Origin of the sequence: Clostridium sp. DFI.5.61 (assembly GCF_024462915.1) — a bacterium.
Taxonomy (GTDB): domain Bacteria; phylum Bacillota; class Clostridia; order Oscillospirales; family Oscillospiraceae; genus Lawsonibacter; species Lawsonibacter asaccharolyticus.
The window spans coordinates 66,892-91,527 of sequence record NZ_JANGBZ010000009.1 but is presented as its reverse complement, the minus strand read 5'-3'; the positions used below and the strand labels follow the sequence as shown (position 1 = coordinate 91,527).

At 58.1% G+C, this 24,636-nt stretch carries 25 protein-coding genes; 1 reads left to right on the top strand and 24 read right to left on the bottom strand.

The window, feature by feature from the left end; genetic code table 11:
* The 20 genes from NE584_RS06990 to NE584_RS06895 all read right to left on the bottom strand — a co-directional run.
* The coding region (locus NE584_RS06990; RefSeq protein ID WP_256182420.1) for a tape measure protein at positions 1-6,301 on the bottom strand (6,301 nt) is incomplete at its 3' end.
* Entirely contained in the window at positions 6,298-6,675 is a 378-nt protein-coding gene (locus NE584_RS06985; protein WP_024723656.1) for an HK97 gp10 family phage protein, read from the bottom strand. The genes NE584_RS06985 and NE584_RS06990, both read right to left, overlap by 4 nt.
* A gap of 21 nt (positions 6,676-6,696) precedes the next feature.
* Complete coding sequence (locus NE584_RS06980) at positions 6,697-7,002, bottom strand: hypothetical protein (RefSeq protein WP_024723657.1); 306 nt, start codon at positions 7,000-7,002, stop codon at positions 6,697-6,699.
* Positions 7,003-7,014: 12 nt separating this feature from the next.
* Complete coding sequence (locus NE584_RS06975; protein WP_024723658.1) at positions 7,015-7,368, bottom strand: hypothetical protein; 354 nt, start codon at positions 7,366-7,368, stop codon at positions 7,015-7,017.
* Positions 7,368-8,669: a phage tail tip lysozyme gene (locus NE584_RS06970; protein ID WP_195324451.1), complete on the bottom strand. Its 1,302-nt coding sequence runs from the start codon at positions 8,667-8,669 to the stop codon at positions 7,368-7,370. The genes NE584_RS06975 and NE584_RS06970 overlap by 1 nt, the downstream gene beginning before the upstream one ends.
* A gap of 4 nt (positions 8,670-8,673) precedes the next feature.
* Entirely contained in the window at positions 8,674-9,216 is a 543-nt protein-coding gene (locus NE584_RS06965; protein WP_256182417.1) for a hypothetical protein, read from the bottom strand.
* A gap of 21 nt (positions 9,217-9,237) precedes the next feature.
* Entirely contained in the window at positions 9,238-9,627 is a 390-nt protein-coding gene (locus NE584_RS06960; RefSeq protein WP_256182415.1) for a hypothetical protein, read from the bottom strand.
* Between the two features lie 76 nt (positions 9,628-9,703).
* Positions 9,704-10,738: a hypothetical protein gene (locus tag NE584_RS06955; RefSeq protein ID WP_256182413.1), complete on the bottom strand. Its 1,035-nt coding sequence runs from the start codon at positions 10,736-10,738 to the stop codon at positions 9,704-9,706.
* Between the two features lie 15 nt (positions 10,739-10,753).
* On the bottom strand, positions 10,754-11,059 hold the full coding sequence (locus NE584_RS06950; RefSeq protein WP_256182412.1) for a hypothetical protein: 306 nt from the start codon (positions 11,057-11,059) through the stop codon (positions 10,754-10,756).
* Positions 11,052-11,366, bottom strand: a complete 315-nt coding sequence (locus NE584_RS06945) for a hypothetical protein (protein ID WP_024723663.1) — start codon at positions 11,364-11,366, stop codon at positions 11,052-11,054. The genes NE584_RS06950 and NE584_RS06945 overlap by 8 nt, the downstream gene beginning before the upstream one ends.
* A gap of 14 nt (positions 11,367-11,380) precedes the next feature.
* Positions 11,381-13,327, bottom strand: a complete 1,947-nt coding sequence (locus NE584_RS06940) for an HK97 family phage prohead protease (protein WP_195308472.1) — start codon at positions 13,325-13,327, stop codon at positions 11,381-11,383.
* Positions 13,311-14,558 carry a phage portal protein gene (locus tag NE584_RS06935; RefSeq protein ID WP_256182411.1) on the bottom strand — a complete coding sequence of 416 codons (1,248 nt, stop codon included), beginning with the start codon at positions 14,556-14,558 and terminating at the stop codon, positions 13,311-13,313. The genes NE584_RS06940 and NE584_RS06935 overlap by 17 nt, the downstream gene beginning before the upstream one ends.
* A 114-nt stretch (positions 14,559-14,672) precedes the next feature.
* Complete coding sequence (locus tag NE584_RS06930; protein WP_195308473.1) at positions 14,673-14,891, bottom strand: hypothetical protein; 219 nt, start codon at positions 14,889-14,891, stop codon at positions 14,673-14,675.
* Between the two features lie 15 nt (positions 14,892-14,906).
* Positions 14,907-15,788, bottom strand: coding sequence for a hypothetical protein (locus NE584_RS06925; protein WP_256182410.1), 882 nt, complete (start codon positions 15,786-15,788; stop codon positions 14,907-14,909).
* A 16-nt stretch (positions 15,789-15,804) separates the two neighbouring features.
* Positions 15,805-16,362 (bottom strand): hypothetical protein, encoded by a 558-nt coding sequence (locus NE584_RS06920; RefSeq protein ID WP_119345248.1) that lies wholly within the window; start codon positions 16,360-16,362, stop codon positions 15,805-15,807.
* A gap of 20 nt (positions 16,363-16,382) precedes the next feature.
* Positions 16,383-18,131: a terminase TerL endonuclease subunit gene (locus tag NE584_RS06915; RefSeq protein WP_119345247.1), complete on the bottom strand. Its 1,749-nt coding sequence runs from the start codon at positions 18,129-18,131 to the stop codon at positions 16,383-16,385.
* Positions 18,132-18,149: 18 nt separating this feature from the next.
* Positions 18,150-19,034 (bottom strand): hypothetical protein, encoded by an 885-nt coding sequence (locus NE584_RS06910; RefSeq protein ID WP_130849670.1) that lies wholly within the window; start codon positions 19,032-19,034, stop codon positions 18,150-18,152.
* 11 nt (positions 19,035-19,045) lie between these two features.
* The gene (locus tag NE584_RS06905) at positions 19,046-19,561 is read right to left on the bottom strand and encodes a hypothetical protein (protein ID WP_024723671.1); all 516 of its coding nucleotides are present in this window, start codon (positions 19,559-19,561) and stop codon (positions 19,046-19,048) included.
* Positions 19,551-19,934 (bottom strand): hypothetical protein, encoded by a 384-nt coding sequence (locus NE584_RS06900; protein WP_256182409.1) that lies wholly within the window; start codon positions 19,932-19,934, stop codon positions 19,551-19,553. The genes NE584_RS06905 and NE584_RS06900 overlap by 11 nt, the downstream gene beginning before the upstream one ends.
* A 10-nt stretch (positions 19,935-19,944) precedes the next feature.
* A complete protein-coding gene (locus tag NE584_RS06895) occupies positions 19,945-20,175 on the bottom strand; it encodes an SH3 domain-containing protein (RefSeq protein ID WP_024723673.1) in 231 nt (76 codons plus the stop codon).
* Between the two features lie 113 nt (positions 20,176-20,288).
* On the opposite strand from NE584_RS06895, the gene NE584_RS06890 reads away from it, so the two are divergent.
* Positions 20,289-20,411 (top strand): hypothetical protein, encoded by a 123-nt coding sequence (locus NE584_RS06890; RefSeq protein ID WP_256182407.1) that lies wholly within the window; start codon positions 20,289-20,291, stop codon positions 20,409-20,411.
* 38 nt (positions 20,412-20,449) lie between these two features.
* Here NE584_RS06890 and NE584_RS06885 read toward each other — a convergent pair whose 3' ends face one another.
* From NE584_RS06885 to NE584_RS06870, 4 genes are all read right to left on the bottom strand, one after another.
* Positions 20,450-20,866: a hypothetical protein gene (locus NE584_RS06885; RefSeq protein WP_024723674.1), complete on the bottom strand. Its 417-nt coding sequence runs from the start codon at positions 20,864-20,866 to the stop codon at positions 20,450-20,452.
* A complete protein-coding gene (locus NE584_RS06880) occupies positions 20,856-21,194 on the bottom strand; it encodes a hypothetical protein (protein ID WP_024723675.1) in 339 nt (112 codons plus the stop codon). Before NE584_RS06880 ends, NE584_RS06885 begins: the two co-directional genes overlap by 11 nt.
* A 439-nt stretch (positions 21,195-21,633) precedes the next feature.
* Entirely contained in the window at positions 21,634-21,891 is a 258-nt protein-coding gene (locus NE584_RS06875) for a hypothetical protein (RefSeq protein ID WP_243264037.1), read from the bottom strand.
* Between the two features lie 24 nt (positions 21,892-21,915).
* Positions 21,916-24,636 carry a winged helix-turn-helix transcriptional regulator gene (locus tag NE584_RS06870; protein WP_256182403.1) on the bottom strand — a complete coding sequence of 907 codons (2,721 nt, stop codon included), beginning with the start codon at positions 24,634-24,636 and terminating at the stop codon, positions 21,916-21,918.

Below are 24,636 nucleotides of genomic sequence, written 5' to 3'. Positions count from 1 at the left end.
CAAGGTCGTTGCCTCCGTTGAAGAATGCCATGACCCCGCCCACATTGGGCAGGTCGGTTTGCAGCTGTGCCAGCGCCTGGGCCGCCACAGCGGAGGCCGTGACCGCGTCGGCGTTGATGCCGGAAACCGCTTCGGCATAGGACTTCATAGCGGCCCCAAAGGGCACGATGCCCTCCGAGAATACCCCAAGGTCATTGCCGCCGGTAAAGAACTCCATAAGCCCGCCCACCTGGGGAAGGGCCGCCTGGAGCTGTGCCAGGGATTGAGCGGCAGTGGCAGAGGCCTCTACCGCGCTGGAGTCGATGCCGGCCACCGACTCGCCGTAGGCTTTCATCGCTTCGCCGAAGGGGATGATGCCCTCGGAAAATTTCCCAAGGTCATTCCCGCCGGTGAAGAATTCCATGATGCCGCCTACATTGGGGAGGGACGCCTGGAGCCGGGACAGCGCCTGAGCCGCAGTAGCGGAGGCGGATACCGCCCCGGCATCGATGCCGGATACGGCGTTTCCGTAGGAATTCATGGCCTCGCCGAAGGAGAGAATCCCCTCCGCGAACAGGCCAAGATCGTTGCCCCCGGTAAAGAAGCTCATCACCCCTCCCACATGGGGAAGAGATGCCTGGAGCTCTGCCAGGGCCTGGGCGGCGGTAATAGAGGCGGATACCGCCCCCGCGTCCATTCCGCTCACCGCGTCGGCATAGGCCTTCATGCCCTCTCCAAAGGGGAGAAGGCCGTTTGCGAAGGTCTCCAGGTCGTTGCCGCCGGTAAAGAAATCCACCACGCCGCCAATATTGGGCAGCGAGGCTTGCAGCTCCGCAAGGGCCTTCGCCGCAGTGGCGGAGGCGGTTACGGCTGCGCTGTCCATGCCGGTCACGCTGTCGGAGTAGGCCTTCATCGCCTCCCCGAAGGGCACCAGCTGTTCCCCGAAGGTCTCAAGGTCGTTGTCGCCTGTGAAGAAGGCCACCAGGCCCCCGGTGTTGGGCAAGGTGTTTGCCAGCTCCACCAGGGTCTGTCCGGCGACCGCCGAGCTGGCGACCGCGTCGGTATCTAGCCCCGTCACCTCCTGGGCATAGCTTTTGATGGACGCCCCGAAGGACACCAGCTGCTCGCCGAAGGTGGCAAGGTCGTTGTCGCCAGCGAAGAAGGCTACGGCTCCGCCGGTGTTGGGCAAAGTAGCCGCCAGCTCCGACATGGCCTGTCCGGCAATGGCGGAATTGGTGACCGCCTCCACATCAAGCCCCTTGACCGCGTCGGAATAGGCTTTGATGGCCGCTCCGAAGGGTACGAGCTGTTCGCCGAAGTCGTCCATGTCGTTGTTGCCGGCAAAGAAGCCCACCGCCCCTCCTGTGTTGGGGAGGGTGGCAGCCAGCTCCGCCATGGCCTTACCGGCGATGGCAGCATTTTGAACCGCGTCGGTGTCCAGCCCCTTGATGCTTGCGGCGAACTTCATCATGGAGCCGCCGAAGCCCACAAGCTGGTCGCCGAAGGACCCCATGTCGTTCTCTCCGGCAAAGAATCCCGCGATGCCGCCGCTGTTGGGCAGGGTCGCGGCCATCTCAGCCAGGGTCTTTCCAGCGATTGCCGCCGTGCTGACCAGGTCGCCGTCCAGTCCGGTAATGCTGTGGGAGAATTTCTTCATGGCCTCGCCGAAGGGCACCAGCTCCTCGGCAAAGGTGGAAAGGGACGAGCCGCCGGTGAGCCAGGAGGTCAGACCCTCCAGCAAATCGGCCGCCGTAATCAGCATGATCGCCCCGGTGAGGGCCTTGACGCCCTCCAGCATGGCCGGGTCGATACCTCTTGCCCCGTCGATAAAGGGCTGTATGTTGGTCATAAAGGCTGCCAGGTCCATGCCGATCTGGGGGAAGGAGCCGGATACCCCGCTCATAAATCCGCCCACGATGCCGCCGATAAAGCCGCCAATGGCGTTCCCGATGGTCTGCAAGAGCTGACCACCCTCGCTGATGAGCCACTCCAGGCCGGGGATCTGCGCCAGCGCGCCCACCGCCGCCAGAACAATGGCCAGCTCTGCGATGACAACGCCCAGACCAAGCACACCCACCATGGCGGAGGGGATCAGTCCGGCCAGAGCGCCCAGCGCCACCATAATGCCGCTCAGCAGGCCGATTCCGGCGATGCCCTTCAGCAGCGCGTCGGTGTCGATGCTTCCCAGCGCCGATACGATGCCGGAGAAGAAGGACATCAGCAGGTCCACCACCGACTGGATCAGGGTGGGCATGTTGCGGGCCAGCCCGTCGATCACCGCGATCAGGAACTGCATGATGGAGTCCACGATCTGGGGCGTATAGGCCACCAGGGCGTCCAGCACCCCGGCAACCAGCTCCAGAGCGCCCTCGGCGATGGCCGGGACACACTCCACCAGAACGTCCACCATGGTGAGGACAAGGGTCTTGACGGCCTCGCCAATGGCAGGAGCGCCATTCGTAATGACCTGTGCAAAGGCCACCACCGCCTCACCCAGCTTCTCCGCAATGGCCGGGATCAGCGCCGCGATGCCCGTGATGATAGAGGTCAGGCCGGCCACGATAATGGCTACGCCCGCTCCAAGGGAGGTTGCCAGGGCCGTAATGCCCACCGCAATGGCGGATAGGCCGGTTCCGACAAGGAGCAGACCTGCCCCAACGCCGGCAACACCAACGCCGATCAGAGCGAAGGCGCCGCCCAGGCCAAGAATCGTCGGCAGCAGCGGAGTGAGCAGTGCGCCGGCCGTTCCGATGACGGCAAAGGCGCCGGCCACCGTGACCAGCCCCTTGGCAATGGCTTCCCAGCTCATGCTGCCCAGCGTAACCAGCACCGGCGTCAGCACTGCCAGCGCGGCGGCAGCCACCAGCATGGCGGCGGAACCGCCCAACGTGCCGTTCATGAAGTTCAGACCAACGGCCAGCTCGGCCAGAGCCCCGCCCATGGTGACCAGGCTCTTTGCGACAGCCTCCCAGCTCATGCCGCCCATGGACCGCATGGCGTCGGCAATGATGTTCAGCGCGGCTCCCACCGCGATCAGGCCCGCCCCCATGGTTACCATGTTCCGGGGCATAAAGCGCATGGCCACGGCCACCTCTGCCAGGGCTCCGCCCATAGCCAGCAAGCCCTTGCCGATCTCTGCCAGAGACATCCGTCCGAAGTCCGCCATAGCGGAGGCAAATATCTTCATGGCCGCGCCAATCTCGATCATGGCGGCTCCGGTGGTGATCAGCCCCTTGGCGCTTCCGGCCAGCTTGGTAAAGGCCGTGATCTCCAGCAGGACCGCGCCGATGGCGCTCAGCCCCTTGACCAGCTCGCCAACACCCATCTGGGCAAAGTCTTTGCAGGCCGAGGCCAGCACCTTCATAGCGCCGGCCAGTACCAGAACGCCCGAGGCAGTGACCACCGACCTTCCGCTGAACTTGGCCGCGTTCATGAAGAGCGATACCTCTGCCAGCAGCACACCGACGCCGGTCAGACCCTTTGCCAGTCCGGCAAGGTCCAGCTGGGCCAGGTCGGCGCAGGCCGAGGCCAGTATTTTGATTGCCGCGGCAAAGACCACCATCTGGGCAGAACCCTTGATGATGGAGCTTGAACCGGAGCCCAGCACCTTCGCGGCTGCCACCAGGGCAGCCATAAGTCCGGCGATGCCCGCAAGCCCCGCCGCCATCTGTTCCGGTTCCAGCGTGGCAATGCTTTTCAGCGCGGAGGCCAGAATCAGGACCGAGGAGGAGAGGGCGATCATTGCCGTGGAGCGCTTCATTGTTCCGCGGACATTCAGGTCCAGCTTTCCGAACACCGCCATGGCCGCCATCAGCTCGGTAAAGAGTACCGTGATGGCCCCCAGGGACGCCGTCAGCTTTTCACTGTCGATCAGGGAAATGGTGAGAATGGATGCGGACAGCACCGCGACAGCGGCCGCGATCTTCAGCAGGGCCTTGGCGTTGACGTCATTCTGCCAGGCCTGGAAACAGCCCTTTACGCCGTCCAGAATCCCGATCACGCCCTCCTTGATGCTGCCGACGCTGTCTGTGACCTCCCGGAAGGAGTCCAGGAACTTCTTAATGCCCAGGGCGATAGCACCCAGGGAGACGCCGTTCAGCAGGTCGATGACGCCGCTGAAATTCGCGTTGCTCAGGCTCTCCACCAGTGCGCCGGCAAGGCCGCCGAATACGCCGATGATGCCAGAGACCAGGGTCTTTGCGCCGTTGAAAATGGTCTGGAGCATTTGCAGGAATTTGCTGTTCTCCAGGGCGGAATCCATAGTGTCCGCCGCGTCGCTGACCCCGCCGCCCAGGCCGCTCACCGCGTCGATGACCTGCCCAATGCGGGTCTGGATGCGTCCCAAAAGCGCCTGGAAGGATTCCAGGCCTGGGGCAGCAAAGGCGTCGGCGAGAAATCCGGTCAGTCGCTCGATCCCGGACACAACAAACTCCAGCGCCGAGGCGACCGTCTGGGCCACCGTTCCGAAGAACTCTCCCTGCTTGGCCGCCTCGTTGATGCCGACCAGGAAATCTCCGATCCCTGCGGTTATGGTGAGAATGCCGTCAGCCAGGGAACCGGCTCCGCTGCCCAGAGGCGCCAAAGCGTTGAAAATCGCCAGAGCGCCCTGCCGCACCAGGTCCAGCACCGAGAAAAGCCCCTTGAAGGTGCGCCCCAGCTTGTCCGCCGTCTCCTCGGAGAGGGTCAGCCGCTCAGAAAAGCTGCGGAGAGTCTCCGTAAGAGAGTACAGCTGGTCGGCGGTTGCGGGCGGAAAGATTTCGCGGAATGCGTCCTTGATGGGGGTAATGACGCTGACCAGGCCCTTAGCCGCATTCCAGACCGCCTGGATCAGGTTTTCCCGTCCGGAGGGGCGCAGGATCTTTTCCGTAAACTCCTCCATGGAGACCGAACCATTTTGAAGTCCCTTGTCCAGGGCTTCAATCTGCTCGATCATCTCCGCGGTGTATCCGGCCGCCTTGCGCTCCTCCTGGGACATGCCGGTCATCTTCTCCCGCAGGTTATGGACCGCCTGCGTCAGGGTCTCGGAGGATACGACCCCGTCCGTCAGCCCCTGCTTCAGCGCGTCACTGAAGCTCTCCGAGTCGGCCACCAGCTTGTCAAAGGCGTCGCCGCTCTCTCGGGCCACCTCCTGGATGGATTCAATGAACCCGCCCTCATCGGCGATGCCCTGGTCCAGCAGCTGCTTCCAGCCGGAGCTGAGACCGCCGCTGAGTAATTCGTTTCTCGCCTGGGAGGTCTCGCTGATCACGCCGCCAATGGCGTCGGACACCTCGGTCAGCACTTCCTTGGCTTCCTCAAAGTCACCAACCAGGATTTCCCATGTGGTGGTCCAGCCGGACTGAGCGCTCTCCTTCAGGGTGTCCCAGAGCTGGGTAAAGGTCTTGACCTTGGTAGCGGCGTCCTCCGCCGTCTTCGCCATTTGGGCGATGTCCCGGGCCTGGGCCTCCGAGAATCCCTGCTGGATCAGGTCGGCCTCGCTGTACGCGCCGGCAAACTGCTTCAGGGTCTCGGTAAGCACTTCTGTGGTGAGCCACTCGCCTCTGGTGAGGGACTCCCGGAAGGAGCCGTACATATTGATGGCGTTCTGCGCGCCGGTGCCCAGCAGCTCGGAGGTGCGTACCAGGGCATCCTGGAACACCTTGCCGCCCATACCGGCGTTGACCACAGAGTTCCAGTCCATCAGGGAGACCTTGCCTGCGGCCAGGGCCTGGGAGAGCTGGTACATGGCTGTGGATGCCTGCTGGGAGGTGGAACCCGAAATGGCCGCCAGGTTGGCGATACCCTTGATGGAGTCCACCGAGGTCCGCAGGTTGACGCCGGCCGCGGTGAACGTCCCGATGTTCCGGGTCATCTCGGTAAAGTTGTAGATGGTCTTATCCGCGTAGGTATTCAGCTCATCCAGGGCCCGGTTCACCTGCTGGAGGTTGGTCCCCTCGTGCTGGGTGTTGGCCAGGATGGTCTGCACCGCCCCGATCTGGGTCTCATACTCCTGAAAACCCGTTTTAATGGGGTCGATTGTCAGGGCGGACACGAGCCGCTTTCCCGTGTTCACCGCCGAATTGGTGATGTTGGAAAGAGTCGTCATGGCGACGACCTGGAACGCCGAAAATTTGGCCTGGACCGTCTCCACAGACTTGCCGAGGACGGACATGTCGCACCGCTTCGCCGCGTCCCCAAGCCCGTCAAGGCTCTTGGCGGCGTTGTCCAGGTCCAGTCCCCGCTTGAGTTTGTCCAGCGTAGACAGGCTGGTCTGCACGTTCTGCTCGAACTGCCGGTTATCAAACCGCATTTCAACGATTCTCTCGTCGATCGTCCTGCTCATGACCGAGTCACCTCCTTCCAGGCGTATTCTGCTATCTGGTCAAAAATAGGCTGGATCGCAGGGTTGATGTAATCTCTTCCCTGTACCCAGCCTCCGGTCCCCGTGCCATGCCCGTATTGGAGAAGGATGGCGATGGGGACTCCATTTTGAATGTTGGAATTGTGAAACGAGATGGTGATGGTGTTGTTCTTGTTGGTAATCTCGTAATACCAGGAGGCGGCCGTTTCTCCGGAGTCAACAGGGGTTGCGGACGAGAGGGCCGCCACCCCCGCCCGGCCATACTTGTTCAGATCGCCGAGACGGACGGCCTCCTTTGCCCGTTCCATAAACCGGGTCAACTTCGAGAAATCCCCCGTATGTCTGAAATGGATCACGTTCGGCCACCTCCTTCAAGATCAGCTTTTCTGTTTCCAGCCCTCGATGGCTTCCTTGAATTTATCGAAGCCGAACATGGCCGCGTAGGCGGACATCAGCCCCACCACGATGGCGGCCGCCACCATGTACCAGGCGATGTCGATGCCCTTTACCGAGGCATAGGCCCCTCCCAGGGCCAGCGTCAGCGCCTCTGATACGAACAGCGCAACCAGATTTGTGGGGATTTTGTCCCAGGTGATGCTCTTGACCACCTGCACAATGATGTTGGTCAGGATGGTGATCCCGCCCACAAGCATCAGCAGCGAGGAAATGATTTCCGCAGTCATTGATACTCCTCCTTAAATTGCCGGGCTCTCCACGGAGCCTACCGGCGTCTGTGAAACATTGGTGTTGAAATTGGCGGCCTTTGCCGTTTCAAAGGTGATGCCGCCCTCCCGGTGGTCGGATTTGCACAGGTTCAGATAAAAGCTGCACACCATGCCATGGGCGCCCCAGGGGAGCCCCACCATAGCGCCGATCCACGGAAGCGCGCCGGTGTATCCCTTGTAGACACAGTAAAAGGCCAGTAAAAAACCGCCGACAGTCACGACCCACAGCAGGGGACGAATGTCGGCGATCATCCATTTTGAAAACTGCGACAGGTCCGGCTTTCTTCCAGCTTTGCCTCTGGTTCGGCTTGTACGATTTCTCATCACGCAAGCCCCACCATCTTCGCAAGCCGGTAGAAGAGCTGGGCGGCCTGTTCACGGGTCAGCCCGGACGGCCACATCATGTTCGGCTTTCCGTCCACTGCGGTTCCGTTTCCGGCAAACAGCCCGACGCTTATACACCAGTCCCGCGCTTCCTGGGACCAGTCGCCGCAGTTGTTGTTCTGAAGACCTTTGAGATAATCCGTCATGGCGGCGGAGAACATCTCATTGAATTTTGTCTGGTCCATATCCTCGTCCTCCTCAGACAGTTTTGCATTTACCTCATCGGCGATCTGCCCGTGGCGGCTGTAAAGCCAGTCCCCTGGGCACGCCTTTGCCGCAAACCAGCGGTGGACGGTCATGTTCTGCTTATCCACCTGCCCGATCAGCGACTTGTCGCCCTTCCAGAGCAGCCGTTTGATCCCGTTTCTCCGGCAGATGTCCACCAGGAGGGCGATCAGGGACCGATAAGCCGCGTCAGATACCGGCCATCCCTGGTTGGCTCCCCCGTTGTTCGCCACCTCGATGGTAATGGCCCGGTTGTCGTTGGAGCTGGAGGAGGTGCACCAGGAGCGATTGCATTCCTCCACATAGAGTCCGATCCGGCCGTCGCTCCCGATCCCGTAATTGCTGCTGGCCTTCCGGCTTGGGCTGGCGAACAGGTTTCCGCAGCTCTCCACCGTCAAATCACCGGCCATACAGTGGATGGAGATGGTATCGATGGCGTGCTTGCGCCTACCGGAATGGTTAGGGGACAGCTTTGTGTAGGAGACCAATGGACTGTTGCTCATGGCGGCCGCCTCCTTTCCTGCAAATTGGTCGTAATACTTCTGCCCGTAGGCAGCCCGGCGGGCTTTGGCCGTCTCGCTCTGGTCGGCCGGGCGTTCAAACTGGAGCAGGACCGCGTCGGAGGCGGCCCGGACAGAACTGGCACTCAGCAGCATCTGCGCCAGGGAGGCGTAGCTTTCCGTCAGCTCCTTCCACAGGAACTCCAGCTGCGTCTCCAGATCGCCGATGCTCTTCTCCCTGCTTTTGGCAAAGGCCAGCAGGTTCTGCTTCCGGCTCCAGAAGGTCCACTGGGCAAGGCCGTAACCCGCTCCGTCATGGACAAAGTCGGCGTAAAGTCCGAAATCCACCTGCTGGGTGTATTCCTTGTCCGAGAGCCCCAGCTTCCTCTCATGGGTGTTCTGGAGATTGACGGGGTTCAGCCCGCTTTCGGCGTAGAGGTTTCCCATCAGTCCGGCGGCTCCGCAGTCGGAAAGCAGCTTCCCCTTCAGGAATCTCCAGATCCGTTCTTCATACATGGCGTCACCCCCTTGTGTTTCCTCTCTTCCTTCGCGCCGCGTTCAGGGCGCGGTTTTGTGCGAAAATATCCTTCTGGCTCATCTTCTTCTGCGGGCCAGTCTTGGCGCTGCACACGTTGATGAGCGTCATCAGCCGGTTCAAATGCCACTTCTGGCACTCGAAGGGGATTTGGTGGGAGATCATCCAGTAGTAGATGATCTCCGCCGTCACGATTTCCCTCCCCCGGCGGCCTCTCTGTTCCTTCGAGAAGGTGGTGGCCGTCACGGAGTCCTCGATGTAGTCCTTGACCACCGCCAGCAGCTGGGGTGTAATGGCGGTATAGACATTGGGGTCAACATTCTGGGTCAGGGTCATGCAGCGGACGTAGTCGATCTGCTCCTCCACCGTCTTCGACTTGGTGGACAGGTACGGCTTGTGCCACTTCGCCTCCCATTTTGAAAGGGAGACCAGAGAGTGCTCCAGACGAAGGGTCTGTTCCTTGGTCGTAATAAAGCAGCCGCTGTCGTCGTCATACTGCTCTGATTTAGGCACCACAAGTTCCAGCATCTCCGGCCCCCCTGTTCAAACTCAGTTCTGCGGGGCGGGCGCGGGGGCCTTCTTCGGCTGCTGGATGACGCCGTTGACGAATGCGGCCGCGGCTTTGGCGTCGGTGGCCAGCTCCATGAACAGGTCGCTGTACGCGTTGGTCTGGGCGAAGGCGTCCCGGATCTCCTGATTCTTGACGAAACGCTTGCCGTCGGGGGACTTTTCGCCATAGGCCCGCAGGATGATGTCCTTGAACACGTTGATGATCTGCTTTCCGTCCTGGGCCGCGACCACGCGGTTGATCATCTCCACCAGACCGCCATCCACGGAAAGCTCCATCTCCGTCACCTCAGCGGGGGTCAGATTGAAGTAAAAGTCCTCGGTGCGGGAAACACCGTTGTAGTCCTCGTAAGTCATGGTTTTCTTCAGCATTGCAGTTTTCTCCTTTCAAAAATAAAAAGAAAGCGGAGCCCTCGGTGAAGAGAGCCCCGCTTTTGGGTTGGGGTGGTTAGGATTCCAGGGTCAGGTTGGTCAGCGCGTAGGTCTTGGTGACGGAGGAACCGCCCTTGGTGGAGGTCACCTTGACGCTCTGGGTGTTGTTCTTGATCAGCAGGACGATGTTCTTGTCGGCGTCCAGGGTCACGGGGCCCTTGGTGCCGCCCACCAGCTCCACGGTGGTGACGGCGTCAGCCGGAGTCACGTCGAACTTCAGGGCCAGGTAATGGCCGGACTGCTCGGCGGGCTTGCTGCTGAACTCGGTGTAGCCGGTCACGTTCTTCAGCGTACCGGTGATGCTGTCCGCGCCCACTGCGACATTGGTCTGAAGGTCGGACACCTTCTTGCCGAACAGGGTGGCGTCGGCGCTCTCAGGAGAGGCGGTCACAGCCACGGAAGGCTTGAGCAGCTGAATGACCTCCTCAGGCAGAGGCAGGCGGGCGTCCTGATCCTCGGTGCCGTACAGGATGTCCTCCAGGGCCTTCAGCTTGGCGGGATCGACCTTGGTGGAGGTGATGATCAGGCGGGCAGTGGGCTTGTAGCCGGGAACGTCCACGGGAGTGGTGGTGATCTCCCAGCTGGGGTTGATGGGCTCGGGTGAGTCGTTGACGGTCTGATAGCCCCGCTCAGAGGGAGAGGCCAGGCCGCCGTAGACCAGGTGCAGCTTGTAGCCGTGGTCCTGACCGTCCACATCGTTGCCCAGCTTGGTGCGGTAGCTCAGGCCGAAGACCTTGCGGTTCTGCTGGCCGGCGACCACACCGGGGGCGATCTCGGCGGAGCCGTCGCACTCCTCCCACTCGTCGGGGTAGGTGTAGCACTCGACGGTCAGGCCGAAGTCCTCAGCGCCCACCAGCACCAGGTACTTGATGTTGTCGGCATAGAGGTTGTTGGGCTCCGCGCCGGAAGGGCTCTCGGTGATGCCGGTGATGCCGTTCCAGGGCACGCCCTTGTTGTAAAGGCCGGCGGAGCTGATGGGGTAAAGGACAGCGCGATCAACACCGGTTTCGTAAAAACGCTCACCGGTCTTGTCCCATACGATTCTACTCATTTCGGATTTCCTCCTTTAATAGTACAGGTTGAAAATATCGTGGTTCAGGTTGTCCGCTGTAAAATGGCGGTCATGGGTGCACATGGGCAGCATGGCGAGGCGGTGAGGGAGGTCGCTGTCCGGGTTCTTGTAGATGGCTGTCACCTGGTAGCGGTCCAGCAGGCGATAAGGGGCGTTGTCCGCGTGGACAGTTTCGATTTCGCTCCGCTCATAGACGATGCAGTCATACCGCACCTTCAGGTTCTCCGGCGGCTGGAAATACACATTCCCGGAGCCGAGAATGCCCTCCAGAACCGCCTGGAGCTCATAACGCCTATTCATGGTACAGCCCTCCGATGGTCAGGATCAGCCGCGGATAGCCCACCTCGACCCTTGAAATTTTCCACTTCGCCCCCATGAACGTCACATACCGCATTTTGTGGAAATTCTCCCTGGCGAACGGATCGGCGACTATGCTGATCTCGTTCGCGACATTGATGTCATCGTTGAACGACTCCCCAGACTGAAGCTGGCGTGCATTCCGGGTCAAATCGCCGTAGTACGGATACTCAACGATCTGCTCCTCATGCACGCCAGGCGCGGTCTGAATGGTCTCAGCATAGCCTACCGATCCATAAAATTTCGCCATTTTGAATCTTCTCCTCAGGGAGTGCCGGCCCCGCCGCCATCGCCGCCAGTACCGCCGGAGGCGAAAGCAGCCACGGGCTCCTCCAGAGCGATGGCAGAGTAGACGCGGGTCAGAGCACCGGACAGCCGAGTCTCGATCAGGTACTTCTGCTGGTTGAAGTCGATGTCGAACTGGTCGAACCGGGTGATCTCGCCGCCCTTGGTGGAGCCCACGGTGTAGTCGGTCAGGTTGACGAAGATGCCCAGCAGCTTGTGCTTGTGGCCCTCGTCATCCATGCGCACCAGACCCTCAAACTGCTCGGCAGTGTAGAGCTCGCCCACATTCAGGGCGGCGGCCAGGTCGGCCTTGGAGGTGTAAATGCGGCGGCCGTTCATGTCCCGGGCCAGCAGCATCACGTTGACCATATGGGGCGTGCAGAAGAAATCGGGGGTGCCGGTGCCCTTGTACTTCTCACGGGCATAGAGGGCGGCGGCGATGACTGCCTCAGCATAGATATAGTTCTCGCCGAAGCTCATGCTGGTCTTGCTGCCCTGGAGCTCGGCCTTGGCGGCCTCGATGTCCACGTCGTAGTGGATGGTGTAGAGGTCGTTGTCGTTCCAAATGGAGCGGATGTGATCCTCGGAAATCTTCATCTCATCATCCGGCTCACGGCCATCGCCCACCATGATGGCGGTAGCGACATCTTCATTGATGTTCTCCCGCATAACGGCGTACTGGTACTCCACCACATCGAAATCGGTGATGTCGATGATGTCGTCCCGGTGCAGGGCATCGGTGCGGTACACGGTCTGGGGATCGGTGGTCCGGGTGATGACGTTCATGTTGCCGGAGAGCTGCTTACGCTTGCCCTTCTGATAGCCGTGGGCCCGGATACTGTCCTTGCGGGTGTCCGTCTGGCGGGTGCGGATGCGGCTGATGGGGCTCTTGTGAACCTTGCGCATGACAACGCTCACCCAGCCCTGGTCACGAGCGACCCGCTCAGGAGCGCCGGGGCGCAGATCCTTGTAGTCGGGGAACAGGCTCTCGATGTTGTCGATGCCGTGCTTGAGTTCGTTCTGATCAGCGTAGATCTTCAGAGCAGTCCGAAGGCTGCCCACGCTGCTGCTCTTGGCCAGAGCAAGAATGTCAGCGCAGTCGGAGTGGCTCAGAACGGTGTCCTGAGTGTCTTCGGTGTCGAACACATTGTGCTTCATGGTCTTGTTTCCTCCCTTAGATTTGTCGGATTTGTTGTCGGGGTCATCGGGGTCCTCTTCCTCGTCATCCTCGGCGTTGTCGTTCACCTGCTCCGCGGCAGCAGCAATCAGAGCGTACATGACCTTCTTCTGCTTCTCGTTCATGGTGTTGACAACATCCTCGATGGTCTCCTCGTCCTCGGGCTTCTCTTTGCCCTTGGGCTTATCGCCATCCTTAGGTTTGTCCCCGTCTTCGCCCGCGTTGGGCTTGTCATCAGGCTTCTCCTTGGTATCGGCCTTGTGGATCAGCGGGGGCTTCTCATCGGGACGGTACAGGGAAATAGGCTCGTAAGCGGACAGGATCATCTCCTGCTCACCGCCTTCCCCATGAGCCATGTCCACGAAGTCAATGAAGGCGCCGGGATTCGCACCGGCCACTACCAGGCTGACCTCGCGGATGTCGCCGTGCATGACGTCCTTGTTCGGCGTCTGCCGGAGCCCATTGGCATAGATGGAGAGGGACACAATGTCCCCGTGCTGCACCAGCTCCTTGGCCGCTTTGCCGCTCTCACTCTCGTTGAACGTGCAGTATGCATAGACGCCGTCCTTGCGGTTCTCCAAGAGGGCGTGGCCCAGGATGTTGGTGGGTTCGTTGTGCTGGTGGTTCCAAACAAGAGGAACCGTCTTCCCGTCGCAGTGCTCGAATGCGTTGTGGCGAATGGTTCGCCCATCAGCGCAGACAAGATCGTTTCGGGTAGCCCAGCCACTAAAGTCAAACTTCAGATCCATTTTGAACATTTCCTCCTTCGGATTCAGATGGTGGCTGTTCGCCCTCCCCTTTCGGGGCGCTTAGGTTACTGTTCCGGAGCTCGTCCGCCTTGGGGTCCTTCGACGGCTTCATACCGATCTTCTGCCGGATCTCGTTGGAGGTCATGATCTCGTTGCGAGTCATCTTGTCGGCAATTTCGGCGATGTCGTTGATGGGCACCAGCCTGAACGGGTCTCTGAAGAACAGGATCGACTGCTTCTGTGACCGAGCAGTTTTGGTGAGGAATTTCCTCTTCATTTCGTCAACAATGGCGGACAGGATGGGTTCGATGGTCCGGTTGTCGTAGTTCAGCTTCGTCCGGTCATCAGCAGTGCCGTCCAATATCCCCTGGGTGATTCCCAACTGGCTGTAAAGCATACTCGTCAGGTATTCAATCTGGGACATCAGATTGTTGTCGATGGGCCGGTTCAGCTGCACCACATGCTCCGTGCCGTCGGTGTAAGCGACGCCATACTTGGAGCCGGACAACTGTTCCTCAATATCTCTACGGCGTTTTTCCGCCTGTTGACGTCTCGCTTCCGTCTTGATGACGTAGGGGAGCTGGATGATCAGATTGAGCTTTCCGGAGCCGCTCTGTTCGTCGATGGCGTCCAGAATGTTCAGCTTCCGGATCAGCCGCTGCATGGTGGAGTTGGGCTCGTTCATGATTGCGAAGAACGGGTTCTCTACCAGGGCCACTGTGCTCTTGGGCAGGATGATGTCCTGCTTTTCACCCCGCTGCTCGTTATAGACCCGCATCTTTACGTGCTGTGGATACCATTCCAGGACCTTGCCGACCCGCAGCTTCTCGATTTTGTAGGAGCCGTTTTCCGGGTCGATATCGGTGTCCGTGGGCACGATGGCCACGCAGCCCTCGTCCAGCATGGACATGACCACGTCCTGGATAAAGGCCCGTCCGGTCTGGTCCAGATTCGCCTCCAGGGACAAGCAGGAATTCAGCGAGGAGTCGATCACCTCGGTAAACCGCCCGTCCTCATCCAGCCTCGCGTGCTGGATGGCGATGGAGGACGCGTCCAGCGCGATCCGGTTGTAGACCGATGTGATGATGGACCGCTCATTGCCCCGGCTGAAAATGGGCCGGTCCGGACGGTAGGAGGAGCTTGGGCCAAGCGGGTATCGGAACCCAAAGGTTTCGTTACCCAAAAAAGCGTTCCAGGCATGTTTCAGCCTGGAACCAAATGCAATTTCCATAATCTCTCACCTCCAGTCCGCGCTTGATGAAATTATGTCGTTGCTCTGTGTGTTGAATTTTGGGCATAAAAAATCCGCAGACCCGGTTAAGAGTCTGCGGCATGGTCCATGGGATTACAGTTTCTTCATGTCTACAGGACTGAGGTTGCTTCTCATGGGGTTGGTCCCATAAATCTGTCCATCGTCTGTGACGAGATACTGGGCAGGGGCTGTCAGTCCCGCTGTGATAGACTGGGTGTTAAGAACGATGCCATTCGGCTTGTCCCAATACCCGACAACCGCCTTATCGGGGAACTGCTTTGCGAAAATAACAATGGCTTCCTTTACGGTCATGTTTATCCTCCCTCTTTACGTCTTTTTAGGTCGTTCAACCGCGGCCAAGGCATAGGTGGTTGGCTCGCAATTATCAAGGCGGTTATATGTGATGGTTTTCAGATTGACAAAGTCCATGAACGATCTGGTTTTCGACGGAGATTGAGTAATCTCTTCTCCGCTCTGACCGTCATAGATTCGAGTTCTGCCGCCCTCATTCTTCCAGAAAAGACTATGCTTCCCCCCGAGTTTCCAAGCCACGGTCAGATTGCCATAGGACCCGTCGCCGGTCTGCGAAAGCGTATCGAGAACGGCTTGCCCCGACTTTTTCCTTCCCATTTTGACCTCAGGGGAATTGAAAGTGGCTTTGAAAAAGTCATCAGAAAAGAATCCATCACTGACTTTTGTCGCCTGCACGTCATATCCCTTCTCTCGAAGGGCCATGGCGGTTGTGCAGAAGGTGCAATTCATGGTGGTGCCCAAATCAGGATAATCCGGATTGGTTACTTTGACGCTCTCTTCCGCTTTCATCTTCCGGGGGAGGCGGGGGCACTCGTCAAAGTCTTTAATATCCTTCTCCCGGTTGAGCCTATCCAGCTCTTTCATCCGGCCTTTCCGCAGCATTCGGTTTTGTACCGCTTTCACGGCGAGAACAGCGGCAAATGCGGAAACATATGTAACCGCCTGGATTGCGAGATCTTCATTTACAGAACCGGTCAATTCGGAAACCTTTTTGGAACTCACACTCTTCAGAAAAGAATCAACCCCGTCCTGCTGGTTCTGACTATACCGTTCTTTTCCGGCTTTTGTCAATGTACCATCCTTGTTCTGGTAACGACGTACGCCCCATTTCATACCCTTGACGCCGTAGTGCATCAGGTATTCTTGGGGAGAAAAAGGTTTGTCGTAAGGACCCATACTTTTCCTCCTTCGCTTAGTGGGCGTAGTACGCTCTCAGCCGTTTGTTCTCCCTGCTCGTCTTTGCCGCCAGTAAACCATTGACAATCGTTCCGCCGATCGCGATGGTCGATGCGGCAATATTGGCAACCTCCTGGTTGTTCAGTTGGTTCGCGAGAAGTCTGGACACCACGGTGCTTCCAGCAATGATAACGCCCTCGGCCAAATAGGTCGCTTGGGTGTTTCCCGAAATAGTTTTTCCACTCTGGTAAAGCTTCTTTCCTTCATCGGCCAGTTTGTCGGTTTTCAGCTTTTCATAAGCGTTTTCCATTTTACGCTTCTCGGTCTTAACAGCGCTCTTGGCATCCTTGACCTGCTGACGGGTAGCTTGACCGGATTTGTAGGCGGCCCTGGTTTCGTCTGCTTTCGACTTAGCGGTTTCGTAGTCCGACTCCGCTTTGCGATACCGTTCCAGACCCTTGCGGGTGTAAGAACCGTCGTAGTTCTGGTAGCGTCTTACGCCCCATTTCATACCCTTGACACCGTAGTGCATCAGGTACTCCTGCGGGGAGAGAGGCTTTTCATAGGGCTTCATAGTACCCCCCCCTTTTTTTTTTATTCAAATGCTTCTGGATTGTGCTTATAGGCCACATACGCATCCATCATGGCCGCCACAGCGTCGATTTTCTGGTCGGACCGTTTCTTCAGCAGCTTCCGGTTTCCATTGGTGTCCTCCATGGTGATGCAATTTCCCATGGAGAAAGTGAGCAGCTCCTCGTCAAAGAGCAGCATACGCTCTCCGGCCAGCTTTTTCAGCTCGCCCAGAGGGACAGATTCCGTCCGGGAACCCTGTCGGACCACTTCTACGCCGAAGGGGCCGTTTTCATCTGTCCACCGCTTGATGAACTCCTGGGCGTTGTATGGGTCGTAGCCAAAGCAGCGCACGTCATAGCCCCGGTTGATGATGTGCTCGTCCAGGTCATCGTAGACCTGCATCATGTCCAGAACAGTACCCTCCATGACGATCAGGCTCCCCTCCGCCATGAAGTCCTCATACTTCACCCGCATGGCCGCCGGCAGCTTGTGCAGGGTCAGCGATGTGATGTAGTTTCGGGTCTTGACGCCAAAGGAGCCATCCCGAAGAGGAAACAGGAAGGTAAAGGAGCAGAAGTCGTCGCCCTGGGAAAGGTCTGCCCCCAGGGAGCAGGGCATCTGCCAAAATCTCTGCCGGCGATGGGGGAGAGTCTCCTCATAGGTGAAGTAGTAGGTGTAGCCCTCCATGGGCAGCCCGAACCGCTTTGCCAGCATATCGTTGCGGGTGGCGGGGGCCGTTTCTGCCCGGTCAACGTCCTTCTGGTAGGTCTCGTAGGTCACGGTCTTTCCCAGATTGGGGTTTGCCTTGATCCACATGTCCGGATAGGCGACCTCTTCCACGGAGTCCAGTTTGTACCACCAGATGGATACGTGCTCCTGGGGAGGGCCGATACCCTGAAGAATGTTCATCAGCTCCATTTTGATGGTATCGCCCGCTCCGTTTCGGACCGTGCCCTCGGAGCTGGTGGCGATGATCAGGTAGTCGTCCAGCTTGGACGCGCCCTGCTCAATGGCGCCGATGACGTCCTCCCGGGCGTCCGCCGAAGAAAGCCACTCATCCACCGTGGCCACTTTGCAGCGGAGTCCCTGGAGCTTGTCCACCGACATGGGACGGACCTCCACCAGGGAGCCGGAGATGAAGTTCTCGATCCCCTTCTTTGTAGAGGCCAGCTTGACGCGGTTGGCTCTGGAGCCGGTGGTGTTCTGCAAGGAACCCTCGGTCATGAACTGAAACACAGGGCCTCTCGCTCTGGTGATGGCGGTCTTGATGGGGTTGACGATCTCCTCCGCCTGCTTCATGGTGGGGGCTGTCGTGATCTGATGGGTCGTCGAGCCGTCCACCACACAGAAATAAGCCTGGATGCAGGAGTCGTAGAGGGACTTGGCCGCGCCTCTTCCCACAATGAGGTACTGCTTCTTGGTCAGCCGCTGCTTGACCCGCTTCGTCACATACCGGCCGCCCCGTCCATCCGGGTTCGGCACATAGACAGAGCGGTCGTCGAAATAGTACCATCCAAACACCTGTTCGCCCCAGAGCTTGAAGGTATCCAGAAGATGCAGGTCGGAGCCATCGGTCAGGGTCAGCTCGTTCTCGCAGAACTCGATCCATCCCTCCACCGCCCGGTCATCGTAGTAATATCCCGGTGACTCGATCAGGCGGTCGATCCGCCACATCTCCATCGCCACTTCCTTGCAGACGTGAATATCCCCTCGGAGAACGGCGTCCCGAAATGCTCCATAATAACGGGGGACGGCGGTGTTGGATAACATGTACGCACCCGCCTCCCGTTACAAGCCCAGCAGCTTCCGGCCGACCAGGACCAGAGTGGAAAACTTCTGATCCGTCAGATTTGTGCGGTAGACGTCTTTCGGGACCACCTGCTCCATATCGAACACGATAATGGGTGACTTGGCCTTGAACCCGCCGTATATGGCGTCGTTCGTGTCCAGAACTGCGCCATAACCGGCCTCCTTGCACGCATGGAAGAACTTGGTGCGCTGGTTATACATATCGCGTCCCTTTCGGCTGTCGCCCTGACCGTCATAGGGGATGACGTAGTTGAACATCCGGTACACGGTCTGAAGGTCATCGGAGGTCGGCTTGTAGTCCGGCTCCCGCATCTTCCCAAGGACGGCCGCTGCTTCGCGGTAGCCCTTGAACTTGTACTTGTCGTTTACAAAGTACCCCTGCATCCGCTCCCGGTCAGTGACAAAGTTGTAGAAATCCCGGTCCTTCTTATAGAGGTCCATAAAGACCTTGGCTCCGGAATCCTCGCTGGCCACCTTCAGGTCGGTCTTGAGGGAATTGTCGATCCGGTACTTCATGAACGAACCTGTGCCGATCGCCTTTCCATCCTTATCATAGACCGTCTGGGGAATCGGCCGGTTGAACAGGGCGTTGTACTGGTGTTTATCCAGAGCATGGTGGGTGGCGTAGAACATATCGGCGTTCTTGGTCCGGTCCTTATCATAGGACAGCGTGCTCAGCGTGGTCTTATCAACCTTCAGCACCTCATCAAAGTGCTTCTTGTTGTAGATGCTGTTGCCGCTTTTGCGTTTGTTGGAAATGGCCTTCCGCTGGGACGGAGTATAGTCACCGCCGCTCAATGGATAGGGCGGGCCGTTGCGCACGCCCCATTTCTGGCCTAAAATGCCGTGGTGGCGCAGCTCCATACCGACTCACCTCAGCCCTTCAGTTCCTTGATGGCCAACGCGATGCCCAGTGCGCTGCTGCCAATGGCCAGAACGCTGCCGGCAACTTCCAGCGTGGTCTTGAGCGCTTCGCGGCCCTTGGAGACCTGAGCGGCGGGCACTTCCGCGAACAGCTGGTTATACTGCCGTTCCAGCAGCTCCCGGTTAATCTGATCCCGCATCTCCTTGTCGCTCATCTTGGACAGGTCCATCCGCTTTGGCGTCGGCTTGGAAGTGGTGCTCTCGTCCAGCTTCTTCAGCTCCTTGGCCAGGTTGGCGCTGGCGTCCACGGTGCGCTTGGTGCGCTCCAGGTCCTCCTTTGCCCAGCGCTTCGGATCAGGCTGGGAGAGGTCAATCCGGTTTTCCTTCTTCTTGGCCGCGTTCTCCCGCTTGTCACGGTCGTAGCGCGCCTCTCCTTTGGGGGTCAGCGAACCGTCTTTGTTCTGGTAACGGCGCACGCCCCACTTCATTCCTTTGATTCCGTAGTGCAGTAATGCATCATGCTCCACTTTGAAGTTCCTCCTTCCCGCTGGTGGGTTCGACTGGGTCTGCCGCAACGAAAAGCCGCCACTCAAACTCGCTGATCTGCCGGTTCATAGACTCGACGGCCGCAGAGCTGAGGGGCGGGTCAAACAGCAGGCGCACCTTCAGGCCGACATAGGATTTGACCAGGGGCAGGACGGCCCCGCCAGAAATGAAATCGGACCAGCCTTCGTCTTTCCCCGTAATGGAGAATCCGTTTGCCGGCCCGACCCCCATCTGTGTCAGAATCGAAAACACGCTGTTGATGTGCATTACAATGTCGGCGTCAAAGTGCGTGTAGCCTTCGTCGATCCCCAGCAGTTTCTTGACAGATGTCAGGACGCTTTCTGTGATCTCCATAGCACTCTCCTTACCGGCGGATCGCCACGTACTTCTTCGGACAGAACCCGGCGATGCCGTTTCTGGCGAGCACCCGGTAGAAGTCCTCCGTTGACTTGTCCATATCGACCAGAACTTCGGTCAGGACCGATAGATGCCCCGTGACCTCCGCCTCATTGCCGGGGCTTTTGCGGATGGTCAGGTCGAGGCAGTTCACCACGACTCCCACGAGCCTGGGTGCCCTTCCCGGATTACCTTCCATGGCGCCGCCTCCTTGCTTATAGCGAAAAGTTGTGTTGTCATAAGGTGCGCCCGTTCCATGCCGCTCCTGGGCCACATGATTGATTCATCCCTGCGAAAGGAGGTAGAAACGACATGAAACGGTTAAGCGCAAGAGCTGCTAAGTCCAAAAGTCAGGCCGGAAGCGTGAAGGTTGTCACAGTCCGCATTTCCAGCGGAACAACAGCGGTCACGGGGAAAGCCAAGATCAAGACTTAGCAAGCCGGAAAAGAGGGGCGGAGTGTCGTCCCTCTTTTCTACATTTTCCAGGGGCAGGTGTCGTTGGGCCTTCGTACGACCGGCTCCGGAAGCAGCAGGTTCTCATCGCCGTAGTGAATGGCCAGATGAGTTTCGTGGATGGTGGTGATCAGGTACTCCGGGTCGAGGATCATCTCCACCCGATCCCGGATGTCCTTTGGGCTGATGGGGTTCATGTGGTGAATGATGGGACGGCGGAATATCTCCCGTCCGGCCACACCCAAATCACACCCCAGGTCCCGGGCGATCACCGCGTCACGCACCTGCCGCCACTCCGGCGACTTGTAAAAAGCCTGATTCATATACCGGTCAAAGCCGAAGGTCTCCTCTCCGACAACGCCATCCAGCCGGAGGTACTGGTAGCGGTCCATAAAGGTAGGGAGTTGGATCAGCTCGGAGTAGCACCTAATACTCATCCTCGTCCTCCTCCTGTCCGCTGTATCGCTTGAACGCGGCCATGGCCTTCTCGTAAAGCTCATCCATCCGGACTCCGGATTTATAAGCCTCGGTCTTGGCCTGGACCAGCTCCACCTCCTTGGCCAGCCGCTCATTCTCAAGGCGGGCCCTCGTGGTCCCCAGCTTCAGGATGGTGGTGACCTCCTGAGAGGAGGCGGTCCCTTCCAGCAGCCGCTTTTCCACAAGGGATACCGCCAGGTCGATCAGTTGGTTCTCGCGGCCCTCCGGCGTCAAGGCGGCGCGGCGTTTCCCCGCCTGACTGCCGGAAGACTTGATGGGTTTTGCCACGCTTGACGCCCCCTCTCCATAACTTCTGTTTTGTTTTCCATGTGTTTATGGGTAGTTCAGGGCGGCATTTGAAGAAGCCCGCACAAACGATCCGCCGGCAAGTGGAGAAAAATGACATTGGAGGTAATGCAATGCCTCTGGAGGAAAAAGGAGGTTCCGACCAGATAAAAAGAGTCCTTGCCAGTGAGTGCTCGTCTTGCGGGCTTGTTCAAACGCCGCCCCAAACCGAACCCATTTTTCAAAAATATCCCCCGGAGAATTTTCAAAGACCAACGCGATGCAGAGGGGGTGCCATTTCGGAGGGACCCCCTATACCCTTTGAATGAGCTCGAGGCCGTGATCCGCAGCCGGTGGGTTGAATTTGTCCCATAAATGACAAAAAGAAACGCACTCCTGATGAGAGAACGTTTCTTTCCCAATGGCTACCATCGGTTTACCATCATGCAGTCACGGCAGGCTCGGATTGCACGATCTTCTTGACCTTTTTATAGATGCCAAGGGGGTCGTACTTGATGATGTCGTTGATTGCTCGCTCGATTTCTTCCTGGTTCTCCTTGTCAGAGAGCTGATCGGAAGTACGGGCGATGCGCGCTAAGAAAGCGCAGGAATGATAGCCGTTGTCTTCATCGAACCGATACCACGCTTCATACTGTGTAAAAGGGTCGTAGGGGTTATCGGTAGTAGTAAGCATACACATTTCCATTCGCTCTCACTTCCTTTCTTACTCATTGAGATACTTGGAAACGACAGAAGGCGAAATGCCCAAAGCATCTGCGATTTCGGAGTTGGTGCTTCCAGAATTGGCCATCGCTTTAATGCGATTGACACGAGCTTCAGACAACTGCGTCGATGCTCTTGGGGTTGCGCGCTCCCGGACGACATCGGGATCAGAGTAACGAAGAATCTCTTTCAAGGTTGTATCAGAGATCGCGCCAGCTTGGATTGCTTCCCATTCTCCATCGGAGATCGTAATGCGCGTTCCTTTTCCGCTTGCACCAGTGGAAACGCGAGCGTCACTGATCGCTGCACGACGAATCTTAGAGATTTCGTCTTTGTCGGTGACACTGTTCGCCTGAACCTTGGCCTTTACCTGAGCATTGGCGATGCGCTGGGCCTCACGTTCCTTAGGGGCGTTAAGCTGCGCAGTCTTCAGTGCACTGGTCAGCCTTGCGACTTCAGGCGCATATGTTTTTGCTGCGCTGGCGTTCCGTACCAATGTCGGCGTATCCAGATACTCAAGTCTCGCCTGGTTGGCGAGTGCTTTCATACGATTGGCATAGTCGGCATAGGCATCTTCCTGAACGGTGCCGGAGGACAAGGTGCGAATGTCCTTGGTTTTCTCCAGCAACTTGATCTTCGTCGTGGCCTGAACTGTTTTCCCAGTCTTAGGGTCTACATAGGTTCGACCAGACTCCTTATAGACGACTTCGCCAGTCTCCCGGTCAATGCGTCCACTGCCCTGACGCTCGGGAACATCGACGGTCTGCTTGCGCCTGGAGAGCAGGGTGGAGGCACCACCTTTCTCTTTGCCGGTTTCGGGGTCAGTGTAACCCTGCCACCGCTTACGAAGGGTGGGGATGTCGTTTTCAATCTCCGAACGCTTATAGTCGAGTTTGTGCTTTGCCGCATCGATAACAACCATGCTGTGTCTGACAGCTTTCGTGATGTCCTCGGTGGGGGCCCCTTTTAAGGTCATATCGGTGATGAGGTTGGAAATCTTCCCCATCTCGATCTGGGTGGCTTCTTTTGAGAGAAGCCGGATACCGGTCTTCCCCTCGGTGGAGTATTCCGTTTTCGGGTCGAAACCTTTCAACCCCTCCAGGGCGGGGGTTGATTTTACAGAAACCTTTCCGCCAACAGGAATGACAACAACCTGGTCACCATCAAAGTCCGCGCCGGACAGCCGTTCCGCCACCTTCGGATTGATGCCGACCGCATCCCTGATGTTCTTGCCGAGAACGGAGATGGCCGACTGATTCTTGTTGTTGACCGTCAACTCCGGAATTTCAAAGGTTCCGCCATGAGGGTAGCGGATCAGCACAACTTTCTCGCCGTTACGATAGTTGGGGGCATAGATTTCCGTTTCCTTCATTGCTGTGATAGGCAGGATGACCTGTGTGCTCTGCCGGGGGAGGGCGGCCGCTTTCAGATGGACGACGGCAGAATCACATTCATCTGCAAAGTCCATAAGAAGCTTCCGCTTGATAGTCGGGTTGTTCAGAGAGCAAATCTCGGCGAATTCATCGGCCGCATCGGCATAGGTCAAATCCAACTGCTTCTGGATCAGTTTGATGGGCTGCTTGGATAGGAACTGGGAGGACAAGTTCTTACTCATCTTGTCCCAGTCACCCTCCTCCTTCAGCTTATTGATGGCCGACAAAGATTTTTTCTCGCCGGTAATCGGGTCTGTGTACTTGCCATTCGGGTCGGGGTAGTAGCTCTGACCGTTGGCCTTGATGAATGCGCCGAAAGGATTGTCGGGGTCATCCTGAATCTTTTTGAATACATCCATCTTGGGCGTTCCGGAGTGCTTGTTCGTGTTAAACACGATGTCACACCCCTCCGGCATGTCATCAGAATACATGGCCATGCCCTTGAGGTAATGCGTCCCATCCACAAGAATGCGTACCTGCGCATAGTGAGCGTTTCCCAGGTCAAGGTCCGCAACGCCACGACGAATTTCAATGACTCCGTCCTTGTTCGAGCCGCCCTCATCCCCATAGAGCACCTTGACTCGGCTTGAATCGATGCTTGTTGGATACTCGCGCTTATCCCAGGATGCGCCTCCATCCGAAGAGTGATAGTCGCCCACCGACTTGATGATGTCGAGGTTCTGGTAGGCGTCTCTCTGCTCGATGTCGGGAACCGAAATAACCGGAGTGATTGTCCGCTTCTTGGGATCGTTCACCTGAGGGACTCCAACGCCATATCGGTTATAACCTTCTGTTTCCAGAATGAACAGAGCTTCCTGAAGAACTCCTTTCGAGACGCCAAGCTGCTGCTCTACGCCCTCGCCAACATCAAGAGCCCCTTTTACTGCCAGCTCTTTCTTCAATGCCTCGGCGGTAGCAAGGGCCTTGTTCTTGTTGCTGGCGGTGTTTTCATTGAGAAGCGCACGAACCGAGGAGTCGTTGTTGTACCCCATGATTTTGGCAATCTCATCGAGAGTCTTTCCTTCTTCACGAAGGGACTTGGCCCGTTCCGCCTGGAGAGCCCGTCGCTCATGCTTTGCCACCCGAACCTGCATACGAAGGTCAGTAGTGGACATCTTCAGCTCTTCGGCAATTTCTTTTTGGCTCTTTCCCATGGCTTCGAGTTCTTCCACTCTGGCCAGAAAGTCGCCGCCATGCTGATAGGGGTTTTCACCAGAACCCCAGGGGTAGCGCCCAGAGCGCCGCTTGACGCCATAGTGCATCAAAATATCTTCCGCGATGGGGTTCAT

Coding starts and splice junctions, on each gene's coding strand:
- NE584_RS06980 (WP_024723657.1), bottom strand. CDS start 7,002: ATGACTGCGGAAATCATTTCCTCGCTGCTGATGCTTGTGGGCGGGATC.
- NE584_RS06975 (WP_024723658.1), bottom strand. CDS start 7,368: ATGAGAAATCGTACAAGCCGAACCAGAGGCAAAGCTGGAAGAAAGCCG.
- NE584_RS06970 (WP_195324451.1), bottom strand. CDS start 8,669: ATGTATGAAGAACGGATCTGGAGATTCCTGAAGGGGAAGCTGCTTTCC.
- NE584_RS06965 (WP_256182417.1), bottom strand. CDS start 9,216: ATGCTGGAACTTGTGGTGCCTAAATCAGAGCAGTATGACGACGACAGC.
- NE584_RS06960 (WP_256182415.1), bottom strand. CDS start 9,627: ATGCTGAAGAAAACCATGACTTACGAGGACTACAACGGTGTTTCCCGC.
- NE584_RS06955 (WP_256182413.1), bottom strand. CDS start 10,738: ATGAGTAGAATCGTATGGGACAAGACCGGTGAGCGTTTTTACGAAACC.
- NE584_RS06950 (WP_256182412.1), bottom strand. CDS start 11,059: ATGAATAGGCGTTATGAGCTCCAGGCGGTTCTGGAGGGCATTCTCGGC.
- NE584_RS06945 (WP_024723663.1), bottom strand. CDS start 11,366: ATGGCGAAATTTTATGGATCGGTAGGCTATGCTGAGACCATTCAGACC.
- NE584_RS06940 (WP_195308472.1), bottom strand. CDS start 13,327: ATGGATCTGAAGTTTGACTTTAGTGGCTGGGCTACCCGAAACGATCTT.
- NE584_RS06935 (WP_256182411.1), bottom strand. CDS start 14,558: ATGGAAATTGCATTTGGTTCCAGGCTGAAACATGCCTGGAACGCTTTT.
- NE584_RS06930 (WP_195308473.1), bottom strand. CDS start 14,891: ATGACCGTAAAGGAAGCCATTGTTATTTTCGCAAAGCAGTTCCCCGAT.
- NE584_RS06925 (WP_256182410.1), bottom strand. CDS start 15,788: ATGGGTCCTTACGACAAACCTTTTTCTCCCCAAGAATACCTGATGCAC.
- NE584_RS06920 (WP_119345248.1), bottom strand. CDS start 16,362: ATGAAGCCCTATGAAAAGCCTCTCTCCCCGCAGGAGTACCTGATGCAC.
- NE584_RS06915 (WP_119345247.1), bottom strand. CDS start 18,131: ATGTTATCCAACACCGCCGTCCCCCGTTATTATGGAGCATTTCGGGAC.
- NE584_RS06910 (WP_130849670.1), bottom strand. CDS start 19,034: ATGGAGCTGCGCCACCACGGCATTTTAGGCCAGAAATGGGGCGTGCGC.
- NE584_RS06900 (WP_256182409.1), bottom strand. CDS start 19,934: ATGGAGATCACAGAAAGCGTCCTGACATCTGTCAAGAAACTGCTGGGG.
- NE584_RS06895 (WP_024723673.1), bottom strand. CDS start 20,175: ATGGAAGGTAATCCGGGAAGGGCACCCAGGCTCGTGGGAGTCGTGGTG.
- NE584_RS06890 (WP_256182407.1), top strand. CDS start 20,289: ATGAAACGGTTAAGCGCAAGAGCTGCTAAGTCCAAAAGTCAGGCCGGA.
- NE584_RS06885 (WP_024723674.1), bottom strand. CDS start 20,866: ATGAGTATTAGGTGCTACTCCGAGCTGATCCAACTCCCTACCTTTATG.
- NE584_RS06875 (WP_243264037.1), bottom strand. CDS start 21,891: ATGTGTATGCTTACTACTACCGATAACCCCTACGACCCTTTTACACAG.
- NE584_RS06870 (WP_256182403.1), bottom strand. CDS start 24,636: ATGAACCCCATCGCGGAAGATATTTTGATGCACTATGGCGTCAAGCGG.